Here is a 15,415-nt window from a genome sequence, read left to right as displayed (position 1 = left end):
CAATGCCCCTCACGCTACGTGTACACTGCAATAGATGCAGTTTTCCGGAATATCTCGTGCCGGGCGACGCGGCTGGTGGGCTGACTACCAGCCGAGCAGGCAACAGCCTCGTTCTGCCGGATGATCAGCAGATGGTCTCGAAATACCACTGCTCAATCGAATGCATGGCACGGCGATACGGACTGATCGACCGAGGCCGCGGCAACACATGTCTGAGTGACGAGGCTGTGCCGCTTCCGTCAGAGGCGCCGGTCGCCCGGAAAACCAGCGATGTTATTCAGATCGGCGCCTATAGGATCGATGTCGTCGTGTCGCCTTCGATATCCATTGCGGAGAGTGCCGCCGAACCGGAGGGACAACTTGCAGCGACAAGTGAGGAGTTGAGTTTTCTTGGCCCCCTCGAAATGGCCTCGTCGCTCCTGGCGGGCAATTGCACCCGGGGTGAAGAAGCGCTGCTGGACCTGAGGGACGGCGATTTCCCACCATTGCCAGTCTTAGACACTCGGTTTGACGCGCTGGCGGGCATGATGAGAAGTCCGTTGGATATCTACGCAGACAGTGTGCCGGATCGGGCCCCCATCTTGGCGCAACCCAAGGTAGATCAATCATCTCGACAAGAATCATCGGGCGGCCGTCACGGCTTTTCTTGCCGCCTGCGGCTTATCATTGGCAGATGTCCGGAATGCCGGCATCGTAAGCGTGCTGGATCGTGCAGGGAAAATGCTTCTGTATTCCGCCGCGCTGCACAGCATTCTCTCCGAGCGAGAGCTGGCGAACAATCATTCAGAAATAAGAGTCCCGACGAAAAACCCCTGAGGTTCGTTCCGGATGTCAGGGGGTTCCTCCGCGGAGACCTGGCCATTGAGCATGCCTTCGCCGACCGTGGGACGCATGACGTGTTATTCGCGGCTGTGCAGAAGGCTCTGTCCAGCGTCCGTGCACGCTTGTCCCTACCAGGGATCGAGAAGGCGATGGGGCGGACCCGTTCCCTTTTGCACTGCAACCATAAGGCGCGAAACCGGAGTGCGTACGTGCGTGTCTTCAATGACGTCGTATCGAACATCGAAACTGATTTGCTCCGGAGCTTCGGCGCCGACTTCGCGCGCCCAGTGCGAGAGCGTCGCCGACCCGCCCGCCGATCCCACGATGAGAGCGTCCGCTCCGAAGGGAAGTGGGCGGGTTGATGATGGTGATTGAGGAAACGATGCCAAAATCCCAGCCACTCGTCCTCCTCCACGCCGAGGAGCAGTTGGCTGTCCCTTCGCCGTCATCGCCAGTGCCGGACGAACTTACCTGGGAGATGCTTGCGCTCGACCGACTTAATCCACTGGTCGCCGCCGCGGCGGCGCTGCTGGGTCTCAGCGCTCAGCTCAAGAGCAGTGCTAGCCATATCGACGTTGAAGCACTGCGCCTTAGAGTGCTGCAGGAGATCGATGCTTTTGAGCGTCGGATCACGCCGCTCGGATTGCCATCGCGAGCGATCAAGGTCTGCAAATACGCCCTCTGCGCGACCATCGATGACATCGTTCTGAACACAGTCTGGGGCAGCAACAGCGTCTGGACGACGCGCAGCTTGGTGGGATCGCTGTTCAGCGATACCTGGGGCGGCGAGCGTTTCTTCGATCTACTGACGCAATTGAAATATGAACCGGCCATCAATATTGAACTGCTGGAGCTGCTCTACTACTGCATGAGGTTGGGCTTCGAAGGCCGCTACCGCGTCACTGCGGGAGGAGCCGCAGAGCTCAGTGTGCTGTGCGAAGACGTCTACCGCCTGATCCGAGCAGCCCGTGGTGACTTCGAGCGCGAACTATCCCCGCACTGGCGGAGGAACTCTAATAATCCGAAGCCACGCCGCACAATCGTTCCAATCTGGGCTGTCGTAGCGTTTGGGGCAGGGTTACTCCTCTCGATCTATACCGGACTCCTGCATGCATTAAATGCCCGCGCCGATGCTGTCTTCAACGATCTCGCGACATTGCCGCCGAACGGCGCTGTCAGATCGGTGAGAATCGTATTGCCGCCAAAGGTTGTGATGAGCAGCGGCCGACTGCGTAACTTCCTCGAGCCCGAAATCCGCGAAGGGCTTGTCACTGTGTCCGAGGACCCACAGCAGATCGTCGTTACCATTCGCGCCTCCGGGATGTTCGATTCTGCTAGTCCGGAAGTGAAGAAAATGTTCCTGCCGCTTCTTTTACGAATTGGTCGTTCTCTGAACGATGAGTCGGGAGCAATCCTCCTGACCGGGCACACCGACGCCATGCCGGTGCAATCGCTCGCCTTCCCTTCAAACGATTCCCTTTCGCTCGCGCGTGCGAGGACAGCTGCCGAGATTATTAAATCCATCATGGATGACCCAGGCCGCGTGCGAGAAGAGGGCAGAGGGAGCGGTGAACCGGTCGCTTCGAACCATACGCCCGAGGGCCGCGCGCGGAACCGTCGGATTGAAATCATCATCACAAAGACACGATGAAGGCAGGCCATGCAGTCAATCAAAAAAGCGCTTAGGTGGCAATGGCTCCGTGTCGGCGGGGCAGGGATCGTGTGTGCCTTAATCTTCACGCTCGGACCACACATCTCGGTCGGAGGATTTGCGCCGCTTGACAGCCTTCGCAGCCAGATCGCGGCATCGATGCTGATTCCGGTCGGATACACCGTGATCTACTTGATCCAGTCCCAGCTTTACAAGGTTCAGGCCTATTTTGAAGACCTCGTCCAATCACGAGTGTCGGGAGCCCTGGACGAGGTTGGGGCCGAGCAGAAGAAGGGAGACCCAAGGCCTTCCGACCGAAGTGTGGGCCAAGCCAGCACGCTTGCTGAAAGAGAGCTTGAGGCGATTCGTCATCGTTTCCGCGAGGCCCTTACCACACTCAAGGGGCGCCGCTACGCAGGAGGTATCAGCAGGCGGTGGCTCTATCAGCGGCCATGGTATGTGATGATCGGTCCGCCCGACTCGGGGAAGACCACAGCAATAGTCAATTCCGGGCTCAGCTTTCCGCTGGCGGCAAGGTCCGGTCTGAGAGCCGCCGGTGGGGTCGCGGGTACGGAAAACTGCGACTGGTGGATCACCGATGACGCGGTGTTCGTCGACACTGCTGGGCGCTACACGATACAGGAGGGTGATGCAGACCGGGACAAAGCGGTTTGGCGTGGCTTGCTTCGTATGCTCAGACGCTCCCGGCCACGGCAGCCGCTGAACGGGGTCTTAGTCACGATCGGGATCAGCGAGCTGAACTCGACATCCGAGGAAGTGCTCGCCGATCGCGCGCGCTGTATCCGTGAGCGGCTCCTCGAAATTTACAGGGAGCTTCGCCTGCAACTGCCGATTTATGTGCTTTTCACTAAGAGCGATCTGCTGGCGGGATTTGTTGAATTCTTCGACGATCTGGGTCGCGAGGGGCGGGAGGCGGTGTGGGGGTTCACCTTTGCGCAAGAGGCTTCGGAGGACGAAGACGATCCGATGGCGTTTGCCGCAGCATACGATGCGCTGGTTGGCCGCCTAAACGAAAGGCTGCTTGAACGAATGCAGCATGAAAGCAACCTCCAGCGTCGCGCGCTCATGTTCGGCTTCCCACAGCAGGTCGCTAGCCTCAAGCACCTGACGCAACAGTTCTTGAAGGAAGCCTTTGGCGGGAATTCGTTCCAGGAACCGCTTATGCTCCGCGGCGTCTACTTCTTAAGCGGCACGCAAATTGGCATGCCCTTCGATCGAGTTGCGAACGCCAGATCTCAGACCTTCGAGATCGCTCAGCCGCCCTGTACAGCGCTTCGTGGCCCGGGGCGTGGTTATTTCATCAGCCGGCTGCTGCGCGAAGTCGTTTTCGCCGAAGCTGGGCTCGTCGGTGCCAATCACCGCTTCGATCGGCGCCAGCGGCGGATCCGATATAGCGCCTACACGATGATAGCGGCGGTCATCGTTAGCGCCGGCGTCTTGTGGACGTTCAGCTATATTCGGAATGTTGAGCGGATCGAGAGCGTTCGCCTAATGGCTGGCAGCTATGCCAGAGGGGCCGAAAAGCTGAAGCTCGACCGGGTTGAGAGTGGCGATCTTCGACCCATCCTGCCACTGCTTCAGCGGCTGCGTGATTCTAACGGCGACAGCGCGGGCGGCCGCCTATCAAGTTCGGGTCTCGACCAGAGTAAGAAAATCAAGGTTCAAACGCTCGCGGCGTACCGCCGCGCCTTGAACACCGTCCTGCTGCCGCGGCTGATCTTCCGGTTGGAAACCTTACTGGCCGAGCGGCACGACGATGATCAGTTCGTCTACCAGGCGTTAAAGGTTTACCTGATGCTGGGTCAGCAGGGTCCGCTCCAGCGCGCGGTCGTCAAGAACTGGATGGCTGCCGACTGGGGAGTGATGTTTCCGGCCGAAGCCGATGCCGGCCTGCGCCGCGCGCTCGCTGATCATCTGGATGCCCTCATGGAAGGGCCGCTGCCCCATAGTGAGCTTAACGGCGAACTGATAGAGAGGAGCCGCGCGAAGCTCCAGGCCGTCTCGATGGCGCGCCGCGTCCTCGACATCATCGCGACCAGTCCCGAAGCCTCGCGGGCGCCAACCTGGCGTCTGGCCGACCATGCCGGGCCGCTGGCGCAGGGCGTCCTGGCTCGCAAATCGGGACAGCCGCTCAGCGAGGGGGTTCCTGGCATCTACACGAGGGCGGGGTTTTACGGAATTTTTCTGCGATTGCTGCCGCAGGTGGCTGACGCTGTCGCTGCAGAAGGCTGGGTTCTCGACGCACAGGTAGTCGCGCCGACCGCAGCCGATGATGTGAGCCAGAAGCTGCGGCGTTCGGCGGCGGATCTCTACGCTCAGGAGTTCGCGTTGCGCTGGGACCAGCTCATTGGCGATATGTCGATCCACCCGTTTGGGGGCATCGATGACGCGCTGCGCACCTTGAACACGCTGTCCGCGCCGACGTCACCAATGCGCCTGTTCCTTTTCGCGGCGGCGCAGGAGCTAAAGCTCAAGCAACCACCGGCTCCCGAGGACGGCTTGACGAAAGGTGACAGTGTCCCCCAGGGCGAGGTGTTGCCAAGCGAGCTCGAGGCACTGTTCCGCTCTCAACCGGCCGCGGACACGCCTGAAGCTCACGTCCGGCTCTATATGGGCGATCATTTCCAGTGGCTGCACCAGTTGGTCGAAGTGCCGTCGAACAGCCAAGCGGGCGCGCAGGCGCCGATCGACAGTGCTCTCCGCGATCTGGGCGAACTGTATCGCTCCCTCAGCCAGGCGCAGGGGCTGGCGGGTTCGAACATCTTGGAACACAACGGGCAGGCGGGCGTCGCCATCCACCAGATCGAGGCGGGAGCGACCAATCTGCCCGAACCCATCCGGCAATGGATCCTCGGCCTCAGCCGCCACAGCTCGGACCTAACCGTCAGCGGCGTGAGGCGCGAGTTGGCGAGCGGTTGGGCGGGCGGCCCCGGCGATTTGTGCCGGCGGGCTACGGAAGGACGGTATCCCTTCGCGCGCGGATCCCGCCGGGATGTCCCTTTGAGCGATTTCGCCCGACTGTTCGGCCGCAAGGCGGAGATCGACACTTTCTTCGCCGAGAACCTTTCCCCCTTCGTCGACAAATCCACAGGTTCGTGGCAGTTTCGGCCAACGAGCGGTGTCGATTTCCCTATCGGCCGCAATACCTTGGCCCAGTTCCAACGGGCAGCCACAATCCGCGACACCATGTTCGAGGATACCGGCCAGTTGTCAGTTGGATTCCTGCTCACCGTCGCCGAGACCGATCCGTTGACAGACCAGGTGGTGGTGGACATCGACGGCCAGCGCCTCGAACATCGACGAGGAACGGCCGCCGCGGCCATGCATTTCCATTGGCCCACGGCCAGCGGCGTCGGCGGCGCTTCCGTCGCTTTCATCGGTTTTCAAGGCGCCATTCTCTCCAAGAGCGGCCATTGGGCGCTATTTCGCCTCTTAAATGAGGCGGACAAGCGGCCCTTGGGAGGAGGGGACCTTATTCAGGTACGACTGGTGTCGGGTGACCATTGGGCGGTTTTTAACCTCCAGCCTGACAGCGTGATGAGCCCGTTGTCCCGCAATCTGCTGTCAGAATTCCGATGTCCAGATTTCTTATGACCGCCGGGATAGCATCCGACTTGCGCTGGGAAGGCCCTATGGGATCACGAGACGCCCACGCAGGTCCGCGGCGGGAGAGGTCGGCATTTCGGTTGCCGGCCGGATCGGAGGCGGTCACGGCTGCGACTGGCGGCGATCGTTGCTTGATCTCGGCGCGCCGCTTTCCGGCTCGACTAGACCGCTGGAGAGCGCGGTCACCTCCATCAGGCAGATCTTCGGGAAGTTGGGTGATCAGATCCTGTCCCATCCTATCAACCGACGTACACTGATCTAGAACAGGAAACTGGAGAGATATAATGGCCGGAATGAAGCACAATAGGACAAGAGCAAAGAAGTTTATGCAGTTGATCGACCAGACGAGGAACAGTGCGGATTTGGAGTTCTGCTTTGCGGTTGGCACGGTTGGCGATCTGCGGAAGCCTGCTGTCCTGGTGAGTAAGAAAAAGCTCAATGGATTGGCACAAACTTTGAAAAGCATGCCTTTTGAAGATGATGAGGATAGTGGTAAGGAGACCTTTTCGCTTCTGCGGAGAGGCACGGGCAGGATGAACGAAAACGGCGTTATCCTCGTCAAGTTGGCTGATGGTGGAAAGGCCGGGTTCCCGCAGGTCCAAAAGGTGATGAAGAAGTATTTCGTGAACTTCCGCATGAGGCTGCCTGACATGCAGGAAGCAGGAATTTTAACTGAAGAAGACATTCAGCAGTTTGAGATGAACGCCGAGGAGAACTCTCAATTTCTTCCACCCGACGACTCTGAAGAATTAAATCGGCCGATGGCGGCACTCGATAGCGCGGAAGGGAACTCCGCAGGGAGTGTTGAGGAAACTGAAGAGAGAAGCAAGCGTGAAGGCGGGGCTGAGCTCCTGGAGCAGCTTCTCCCGGAAGTGAAGGAGGGCATTGCCGCCGCGGCAGCGACCATTTCCAATCACGCAGTAAGTCTCAGCGCGCAAATTGGCGCGGGACAGACCGCAGAGTTGTCCCATCTGACCACGAAGATCGCGGATTGGCTGCAACGTGTGCTGGCTGCGACGCCTCAGGAAGAGCAGGAGGCAACGCTGCACAACTTCGCCGGCCGGCTTCTGTTGATGCTGGCCTATCCTGAGAATCTGCGAAATCTTCAATATGTGGATGACATGCCCGATGGGGCGGGGCAGGGCGAGACAAACGGCGACCGCCGCGAAGAGGTCGTGGTGAATGGGATCGATCTGAACAGAGTCCCAACGGGTGCTCTCGATCAAGACGAGGTAGTAGAGTCCTTGTTCCGTCTGATCAAGGCAAAGGCTCAGGAGCGACAGCTTTCTTATCCGCTAGAGAACGCGAATTCTGAAAGGATTGCGAAGATAGTGTCGTCGCAATGGCCGAAGGAACTAGGCGATGCAGCCCGTAGGCGCGCGGTTGTGGAGCGTCTGATCGCAGCGGTGGTCCCGCGGCTCGGTAACGATGATCAACTTCTGGTCCTTCTTGGCATCACAGACCAGCCCGAAAGGACCAAGTCCGTCGAAAACTCGGTCGAAAGTATCATAGCTGCATGGCAGGCTCATCTCGACACTGCCTTGACGCTGAGGGATGAGGTAAAGAGCAAGATCAACCAGATGGTCGATGTGGAAGCCCGCGGCGGAACGTGGAGGTATGTCGACGACATCTTCCTGCAGTTCGGTGGAGAGCTTTCGGATCAGCTCTCCGCCATCACCGAACGCAACGGTGACGCAATGTCGAGCGCGACCGAGCGTGTCAGAACCACAGTCCAGAAGAAGCTCGACTATCTCAACGGCAGCGACATTGTAGCCATGCTTGACAATCCTCCAATCGACATCGGTCCGGGCACTATAGGGCAGACGCTGCGGGAAGGGCTCGCCGCCATCACCGATGGACTGAAGCGCATCGAAACCTCGCGCGCCGCGCCCGCCGCGTAGTGATCGCCTGCCTCGATGCCGGTCGGCCCACCGGAAGGCCGGCCGAGCACGCCATCAACGGCTGCATCAGCGACGGAAGGAGTTCCGCCGCTCAGGTGGATCAGCGAAGCGGTGAAGGAGCGGCGCACCAACAGAGGCTTCTTCATCATCGGCTGCCGCTTCAACGACCAGATGCTGCGCACCTACGCCCGACAGATCACGAAGCGATCCAACGCCCCACGTTTGGCGGTGCTGGATGCGGCAGCGCTGACCAACAACGAACGCCGTTTCTTTGTACCCATCCGGCGAAGGCCGTCTGCCGCGATTTGCTGATTGGCTTTAAGTGCATGCCTTATGTCATGCGCTACAATTATTTCCCCCATTGAGGTCTTGTCCGCCGATGATCTTGGTCGCCGGCGGGATTGGTCGGACGAAGAGAAAGTTCGGATCGTCGAGGAAAGCCTGCAAGGTTTTCGTCAGGGGTCAGCGACGGCGCGACGATATGGATTGTCGCGATCTTTGTTGACGGCCTGGCGTCGACAATACCGCAGCGGCCTTCTGAGTGTTTCAGCGTCAACGGGTTTCGTGCCGCTTACGATTTCGCCACCGCCGCCGGCGGCATCTGCGGAGATGACCGCGCCGCTGCGTTCTGAAGACGACATGACGATCGAGATCGGCCTGCCGAACGGCCGACGGCTGACGATCCCGGCCTCACTTGATCCGATCGTCCTCGCCCGGCTGTTGCCGATTCTGGATATGTCATGATCGCATTTCCCGCGGGGGTGAAGGTGTGGATCGCGGGCGGCGTGACAGACATGCGTTGCGGCATGAACAGTCTGGCGCTGAGGGTGCAGGAAGGCCTCGGCCGCGATCCTCATGGCGGTGAGGTCTTCTGCTTCCGGGGTCGCAAGGGTGACCTGATCAAGGTCCTCTGGCATGACGGCGTCGGCATGTCGCTTTACCTGAAGCGGCTGGAAGCTGGAAAATTCATCTGGCCGGTCAGCCAGAATGGCTCCGCCGTGTCTGTATCGTCGGCGCAGCTCGGCTATCTCCTGGAAGGGATCGACTGGCGCAACCCGCGCTGGACGCAGCGGCCTTCGAAGGCAGGCTGATCGCCTGCATTGCTCTGTTTTTGTTGGGCTTTCGACATGCGGCATGGTAGCTTTCGGCCATGGATGATGCTGCTTCGGAGATAGCCAGACTGCGCGCCGCGCTTGCGGCATCGGAAGTGCGTGCCGCCTCTGCCGAGTCCGACCTCGCACAGGTGCGCGCCTTCGTGACGACCTCCGAGGCGATGATCCGGCACCTCAAGCTCGAGATTGCCAAAATGCGCCGCGAGCAATATGGCCAGAGTTCGGAACGGCGCGCCCGGCTGATCGACCAGATGGAACTGCAGCTCGAAGAACTCGAGGCCGATGCCACCGAGGACGAGATCGCCGCGGAACGCGTGGCGGCGAAGATCACAAATGTCTCTGCCTTCGAACGCCGTCGCCCGGCACGCAAGCCGTTCCCGGAACATTTGCCGCGCGAGCGCCTGATCATCGAAGCTCCCTCGATTTGCACCTGCTGCGGCTCGGCGCGGATCGTGAAGATGGGCGAAGACGTCACTGAGACGCTGGAGGCGATCCCGCGCCAGTGGAAGGTGATCCAGACGGTGCGCGAGAAGTTCACCTGCCGGGATTGCGAGAAGATCAGCCAGCCACCGGCCCCTTTCCATGCGACACCGCGGGGATGGGCGGGACCGAACCTGCTGGCGACGATCCTGTTCGAGAAGTTCGGCCAACATCAGCCATTGAACCGCCAGGCCGAGCGCTACGCCAGGGAAGGCGTCGATCTCAGTCTCTCCACGCTGGCCGATCAGGTCGGAGCCTGCACGACGGCGCTGCAGCCGATCCATGATCTAATCCGCGCCCATGTGCTGGCCGCCGAGCGGCTGCATAGTGACGACACCACCGTGCCGCTTCTGGCCAGGGGAGCAACAAGGCAGGCACGGTTATGGACTTATGTGCGCGATGACCGTCCCTTCGCGGGCGGCGCGCCTCCCGCCGCACTCTTCCATTTCTCTCCCGATCGCGAGAAGACCCATCCCAACACGCATCTTGCCGGATGGCATGGCACACTGCAGGCCGATGCCTATGGCGGCTACAACGACCTCTATCGTGCCGATCGCCGCCCCGCGCCGGTCAGGAGCGCGCTCTGCTGGAGCCATGCGCGACGCAAGTTCTTCGAACTCGCTGACATCGCCGGCAACGTGCGCAAGGGCAAACCTGCCCATGAGATATCGCCCGTCGCGCTTGAGGCCGTGGCCCGCATCGACGCGCTCTTCGACATCGAGCGCGGCATAAACGGAATGCCTGCCGAGGATCGGCTCACAACGCGGCAGCAACATGCTCGTCCGCTCGTCGAAGAACTGCACGATTGGCTCATGGCTCAGCGTGGGCAAATGTCGAAGCACAATCCCGTCGCCAAGGCGATCAACTACATGTTCGAGAAGGAGGGTCGCTGGGAAGCCTTCACCCGGTTCCTCGACGACGGCAGACTGTGTCTGTCAAACAATGCCGCTGAACGAGCCCTGCGCGGCGTTGCTCTCGGAAGAAAGGCATGGCTATTCGCCGGTTCCCAGCGCGGAGGCGAGCGTGCTGCCTTCATGTATTCCCTAATCGTCACGGCAAAGATGAACGATATCGATCCGCAGGCCTGGTTGGCGGACGTGCTCGCCCGCATGCCCGGCATTCCCGTATCACGGCTGCCGGAGCTGTTGCCGTGGAACTGGCCCGCCGGAAGCGCCCGGCAGATGGCGGCGTGATGGCGCGCCCGACGCATGTCTACACGATCGACTATGTCGCCATGCTGATCGGCGAGAACCTCGAACTCATCCAGGAAGTCGCCAGCAACTCCGACAACATCGACTATGGTGAGACGATCCATGCCCATGACGGCAGCGAAGAGGGCATCACGACCTTCACCGACCGGGGCATCGAAAGCTTGAAGGAGTTCCTCGCCGATATCCGCACCTGGGAAGGAGGTCTTCGCCAGTTCCTTGTCGACGAGCAATGTGATCCGGAAAAGATCGAACGCATCATGGCAGACGAGCCGAAATCATAAGTGCCGCGGCCTTCGCCGGATGGATACGTTTCTTTGCAGCAAGCCCGATCACGCTTATCGACGTGCAGACTGGCGAAGCTGCGGCTCGGCTTGTCGGCTGAAAACTAGAGTAGAGAAGGAGTATTGCGGATGCGACGATACACGAGGATTTCGTCGGTCGGTCGGTCGACACCGACGTCGGAGGCGGATTTGCCGTAAACGTTGATCATCACGGCCGCCATTTGAAAGGAAGGATGGTAGTGCCGCTCGCCTTCCTATCAATCCACCCATCCCTTTTTTGCACGCATTCCATCCAAACAAACAATTTTACTGGTCAAAACAATTGCCCTTAGAAAAAACGCTGAAGAGCGCTGTGCAGAACGATTGTGTGGAGTTCTAAAAATGGGTCCTCAGGTTCGGTAGAGACTGTGCTGGAAAACGAGTTGGAGCACTCTGTCAGTTGCCTGGCCTCGATTGTTATCACGTTGGACGTGATCGGCCAAATCTTGGCCGTTGCTTCTGCCGTTTCAGTGCTAATGGGCTCTCACAAGAAGCACTGTTGCCTGGTCGACTAAATCTGTGAGTGCATCCCTCACAATGACTAGAAGCCAGAGCAGGCGCGCTCGCAGCCGCAAGGACATGATCTGCGCCTTTTGCAGGAACACCAAACCTCGTGATGTTTTCTTGCGGCTGTCGGGCCGAAATATGAAGGACTGAGTAATGTGGATAGGTTACGTGGCAGTTCTGCTGCAAATGCTTCGGTCAGGGTTTCCGTGCGGCGTCGCAACTATAGCATCAAGAAGGTTGCGCAGCATCGATTGTCGGCAATGTCGCCGAGCCGGTCGCTATTAGTATCGGCTTCGCCTGTGAGCTCTATCTGACACGTCAAACACAAGCTTTGAACTTACGAAAGCCGGCGGTCGGGCCAGAGCGACCTACCTTTCGAAACGGACTGGAGAGCAACATGCTGTGTCTAGGGCTGAGTGGGCGTCTAAGCAGAGTCTACGAAAATTCGTTCGATCTACCGAACAGCTTTATGCACGATGGGGCTGCGGTTCGCGTTCGCGACGGCCGAGTGATAGCGGCTGTCGAAGAGGAACGGCCTAACCGAATCAAGCACTCCAACACGCTACCAATTCGTTCGATTCAATATTGCCTCGCATCTGCAGGTGTTCAGCTCAGCGACATCGACCGCATCGCGTATTATGCAACCGAGGCCTATTGCAACGCTGTGCTCGAGCGCGTGCGCCTCTCTCACCCAAGCACCCCAGTATCGGATGCGAGGCTGTTGCAACGGGCTCAGGGAGGTCGACACGGGCTCTATATTCCTGTGGGACACCCCGATGTTCCATGTGATCGCCATCGTCACACAGATCTGGCCGCCCATTGGACGCGTGATGGCACAATGCCATGGAGGTTGTCACCCACGCTCCACCGCCGAGATGAACTCGAAAACGTTGGACCCGGAATTGATTGTTGAGGAATGAACTTCATGAAACGCAATGTAGAACAAGAGGTGACGGATCAACTCGCTTATAGGCGAAAGATGTTGCAAGATTGGAGAGGAGAGCGCCTCACTGGACACCAGATAAACCTAGCATCAATAGACCTCAACCTCCTGGTGGCGCTCGAGGCTCTGCTCGAATACCGGAACGTGACGCACGCGGGCCAGCACATCGGGCGGAGTCAACCGGCGATGAGCCGCGCACTGGGAAGGCTGCGCGGCTTGTTCAATGATGATCTCCTGGTGCGGTCTTCAACGGGTTTGATCCCAACGCCGCAAGGCGAACATTTGGCTCAAAGGCTGCCGTCGGCACTGCGTACGATCCGAGAGATGGTGACAAGCCGCAGCGTAATCTCAAAAGAAGCGGGGAGGGGGGCAACGCTGGCGATCCCCGATCATCAAGCTTTGGCTGTACTACCGCGCCTCCTGCCGTGGTTACGCGAGCGTGCCCCTCATCTCGACACACTCGCCTGTTTGCCATTTGATCGTGCCGTGCGGGGGCTTGAGCAAGGTGATATTGATTTGGCCGTTGGGCATATCGACGTGCAACTGCCTGGCTATTTTCGGCGGAGTCTTTATACAGACCGCTTCGCGTGTTTGTTGCGCCACGACCATCCAGCGCTGGCGCAGGAATGGACGATCGACAACTTCGCGACCTTGCGTCACGCTGCCATCAGTACGGACTCCCCCGACCACTTCGGCCCGATCTACGACCACTTGCCCAACCTGCGAGCGGATCGTAGTCCCATACTGTTTTCCAGCGTTCTCACGGCAGCGGTGGTAGCTTCGGCAACGGATTTGGTATTGCTCGTCCCGCGCCGCGTTGCGACCCAAGTTTCCGCGATGCTGCCGCTTAGGGTTGTTGATCCACCCCTCGAGCCGGCACCGTATAAGGTCATGCTCATCTGGCACGAGCGGTGCCATCACGACCCGCAGCATAAATGGCTGCGCAAGGAGGTCGCCGCCGCGTTGGAGACGGGAGCGGACTGACACAAGAAGCGGTGATCGGGATGCTCCTGAAGCATCAAAGAGAGCAACCGGGCATTTTGCGCGGGGAGATGACCAAGGCCCCAGCGCTGCTGCGACCGAGAGTGCCAGGCATGTTGGACGAATATCGAGACTTGGCTGCCTATGTGCTCGCGGGGCCTGCTTGTGTCCGGGCTTCTGCTGAGCTGCGGCACGGCCCGGCAGTGGCGCGGATATCTTCGCGCCGACTCTCGGATCGACCATGTTGATGGTGATCGTCAAGTGATCAACATTCATGTCAGCAAGCTCGCCGACACGGTCCGGCAGTGCCAGACCGTTGGTTGAAAGACACAGCTTGATATCGGGGATCTCTGTGGCTCCACGTTCAAATGTCGCCTTTGTCTTCTTCCGGTCATAACAGGCATCGCTTGGTCCGGTGATAAAGAGCACGGAAAGCTGAGGGACTTCATTGGCGACCGCAACGACCTTTCGCAGCGCCTGGTCAGGCGTCAGCTTTTCCGAGACGACCCCAGGCCGGCTTTCGTTGGCGCAGTATTTACGATCGCAGTAGTTGCACTGGATATTGCAGGCTGGTGCGGCTACGACGTGCATGCGCGCGAAATAGTAAGCTTCTTCTGAATAGCAGGAAAGGTCCTTGATTTTCTCCCACACAGCCGGCTCGGCGTGGTGCGGCTTTGCGGACGAACCGCACAATGACGCGGCGCAAGCAGTGGACTTCGCTGTGGCCAGCAGTTGGTTCATGGTTGTCGTGCTGGTCAGGCTCTTGAGCGAAATCATTGGTGGGGACATTGAAGGCTCCGTTGCTGCTTAACATCGCGGTTCAAAAAGCAAGGGCCATGCCAATGAAAATCACTACTTTTTTTCAATATGTTAGCGTTTTTTGTCCGGTTCCCTCCATTTGCGACCCGACATAGGGTTGTCAGGCATTTGACAATAGACAGACACCGGTAAAATGGCGGCTCGCCTCGGGTGCATGAGTTGAGGAGGGCAGGTCGGGCCGTTCGACCACACCAGGCGTAGAACTTTCTTTCACCCCGATTTGAACCCGCGGATGGCATAACCAACCTAAGGTCGGGTGAGGCCGGAGGCGAGCCGCCTGGCCTGAACCCACCCAGATTTCTCCATCGCGTCGATCAGCCGTTCCCGCTCGGTCAGACGCGCACCGATTGCGAGCCAGGCAGGATCGTTCGGATCACAGGCTTTGGAGGAGGCTTCGCCGAGGCAGGCGCCAGCGCGCCCGGCGGCCGCAAACGGGGATCCAGTCGACATTCGGCTCTTTCTGGCGAACTCGTCAATCGCATTGTTGCCGAATGGACCGTTAGCTCCCTTCCACACAAGCGCAGAGAGGCACTGGCTGTTCTTGCAGGCAAAATCCAACGGAGCAATGGTCCTTGATTGCGCGAGAGTTGCTGTCTTACGCACGCGGTTTCAAGTTCACAGACGTTCCCTGGGAAGCGGCTTTGCGAGGCCAGGTCAAGCGCCGACGGCGCGAATGTCCGTTCGCAGATGCACCGAACGCCACTTTCAACTCAAGACTAGACTTGCGACGGGCCATGGACCACGAGAAAATGGTCGAATTGCATGATCGCGAAACGATCCGCGACTGTCTCTATCGGTATTGCCGCGCGATAGACGGGCGGACGAGGCGGCGCTGCGCAGCTCCTTCTGGCTCGCGCAGGACAATCACGGAGCGTATACGGGCTCCGCCGAGGCTTCATTGAGTTCGCGCTTGGTGTCTTCAAGACCGAACCGCCCAACATCCACCAGATCACGAAAGTTCTGATTGAGTTTATCAGCCCGACTGAAGCAGCTGTCAGAGCTACTTCACAGTGCAGCTTGAGGCGGGCCGTCGCAGACAGT

General features: G+C 59.4%; 10 protein-coding genes and 4 pseudogenes. 12 read left to right on the top strand and 2 right to left on the bottom strand.

All coding sequences use genetic code 11. From position 1 onward, the window contains the following. Positions 1-2 precede the first annotated feature (2 nt). From AB8B31_RS33325 to AB8B31_RS33275, 11 genes and pseudogenes are all read left to right on the top strand, one after another. Complete coding sequence (locus AB8B31_RS33325; RefSeq protein ID WP_275593050.1) at positions 3-1,184, top strand: type VI secretion system-associated FHA domain protein; 1,182 nt, start codon at positions 3-5, stop codon at positions 1,182-1,184. After that, the gene (gene icmH, locus AB8B31_RS33320; RefSeq protein ID WP_096772079.1) at positions 1,184-2,473 is read left to right on the top strand and encodes a type IVB secretion system protein IcmH/DotU; all 1,290 of its coding nucleotides are present in this window, start codon (positions 1,184-1,186) and stop codon (positions 2,471-2,473) included. The genes AB8B31_RS33325 and icmH overlap by 1 nt, the downstream gene beginning before the upstream one ends. A 9-nt stretch (positions 2,474-2,482) precedes the next feature. Continuing rightward, entirely contained in the window at positions 2,483-6,088 is a 3,606-nt protein-coding gene (tssM, locus tag AB8B31_RS33315; protein ID WP_096772078.1) for a type VI secretion system membrane subunit TssM, read from the top strand. 296 nt (positions 6,089-6,384) lie between these two features. Further along, a complete protein-coding gene (locus AB8B31_RS33310) occupies positions 6,385-8,001 on the top strand; it encodes a hypothetical protein (RefSeq protein ID WP_096772076.1) in 1,617 nt (538 codons plus the stop codon). A gap of 99 nt (positions 8,002-8,100) precedes the next feature. Then, a pseudogene (locus AB8B31_RS33305) lies at positions 8,101-8,313 on the top strand (SIR2 family protein); the annotation flags it as partial. Then, a complete protein-coding gene (gene tnpA / locus AB8B31_RS33300) occupies positions 8,314-8,745 on the top strand; it encodes an IS66-like element accessory protein TnpA (protein ID WP_439007666.1) in 432 nt (143 codons plus the stop codon). Beyond that, positions 8,742-9,092, top strand: a complete 351-nt coding sequence (gene tnpB / locus AB8B31_RS33295; protein ID WP_096772364.1) for an IS66 family insertion sequence element accessory protein TnpB — start codon at positions 8,742-8,744, stop codon at positions 9,090-9,092. Before tnpA ends, tnpB begins: the two co-directional genes overlap by 4 nt. Positions 9,093-9,151: 59 nt before the next feature. After that, positions 9,152-10,786 (top strand): IS66 family transposase, encoded by a 1,635-nt coding sequence (tnpC, locus tag AB8B31_RS33290; RefSeq protein WP_096772363.1) that lies wholly within the window; start codon positions 9,152-9,154, stop codon positions 10,784-10,786. Continuing rightward, entirely contained in the window at positions 10,786-11,085 is a 300-nt protein-coding gene (locus tag AB8B31_RS33285; RefSeq protein ID WP_096772366.1) for a hypothetical protein, read from the top strand. Before tnpC ends, AB8B31_RS33285 begins: the two co-directional genes overlap by 1 nt. Before the next feature lie 943 nt (positions 11,086-12,028). Next, positions 12,029-12,355 (top strand): annotated as a pseudogene (locus tag AB8B31_RS33280) (carbamoyltransferase N-terminal domain-containing protein); the annotation flags it as partial. Between the two features lie 192 nt (positions 12,356-12,547). Next, positions 12,548-13,558 (top strand): LysR substrate-binding domain-containing protein, encoded by a 1,011-nt coding sequence (locus AB8B31_RS33275; protein WP_096772327.1) that lies wholly within the window; start codon positions 12,548-12,550, stop codon positions 13,556-13,558. 210 nt (positions 13,559-13,768) lie between these two features. Here AB8B31_RS33275 and AB8B31_RS33270 read toward each other — a convergent pair. Both AB8B31_RS33270 and AB8B31_RS33265 read right to left on the bottom strand, forming a co-directional pair. Beyond that, a pseudogene (locus AB8B31_RS33270) lies at positions 13,769-14,344 on the bottom strand (radical SAM protein); the annotation flags it as partial. 276 nt (positions 14,345-14,620) lie between these two features. Then, positions 14,621-14,824, bottom strand: coding sequence for a transcriptional regulator (locus AB8B31_RS33265; protein WP_096772326.1), 204 nt, complete (start codon positions 14,822-14,824; stop codon positions 14,621-14,623). A gap of 284 nt (positions 14,825-15,108) precedes the next feature. Between AB8B31_RS33265 and AB8B31_RS33260 the strand changes: the two are divergent. Next, a pseudogene (locus AB8B31_RS33260) lies at positions 15,109-15,376 on the top strand (nuclear transport factor 2 family protein); the annotation flags it as partial. Positions 15,377-15,415 lie beyond the last annotated feature (39 nt).

Origin of the sequence: Rhizobium sp. 62_C5_N11_2 (assembly GCF_051811185.1) — a bacterium.
Taxonomy (GTDB): domain Bacteria; phylum Pseudomonadota; class Alphaproteobacteria; order Rhizobiales; family Rhizobiaceae; genus Rhizobium; species Rhizobium leguminosarum.
Note: the sequence above shows the minus strand (reverse complement) of the source record. Positions and strands in the feature narration are given on the sequence as shown.

Coding starts and splice junctions, on each gene's coding strand:
- AB8B31_RS33325 (WP_275593050.1), top strand. CDS start 3: ATGCCCCTCACGCTACGTGTACACTGCAATAGATGCAGTTTTCCGGAA.
- icmH (WP_096772079.1), top strand. CDS start 1,184: ATGATGGTGATTGAGGAAACGATGCCAAAATCCCAGCCACTCGTCCTC.
- tssM (WP_096772078.1), top strand. CDS start 2,483: ATGCAGTCAATCAAAAAAGCGCTTAGGTGGCAATGGCTCCGTGTCGGC.
- AB8B31_RS33310 (WP_096772076.1), top strand. CDS start 6,385: ATGGCCGGAATGAAGCACAATAGGACAAGAGCAAAGAAGTTTATGCAG.
- tnpB (WP_096772364.1), top strand. CDS start 8,742: ATGATCGCATTTCCCGCGGGGGTGAAGGTGTGGATCGCGGGCGGCGTG.
- tnpC (WP_096772363.1), top strand. CDS start 9,152: ATGGATGATGCTGCTTCGGAGATAGCCAGACTGCGCGCCGCGCTTGCG.
- AB8B31_RS33285 (WP_096772366.1), top strand. CDS start 10,786: ATGGCGCGCCCGACGCATGTCTACACGATCGACTATGTCGCCATGCTG.
- AB8B31_RS33275 (WP_096772327.1), top strand. CDS start 12,548: ATGAACTTCATGAAACGCAATGTAGAACAAGAGGTGACGGATCAACTC.
- AB8B31_RS33265 (WP_096772326.1), bottom strand. CDS start 14,824: ATGTCGACTGGATCCCCGTTTGCGGCCGCCGGGCGCGCTGGCGCCTGC.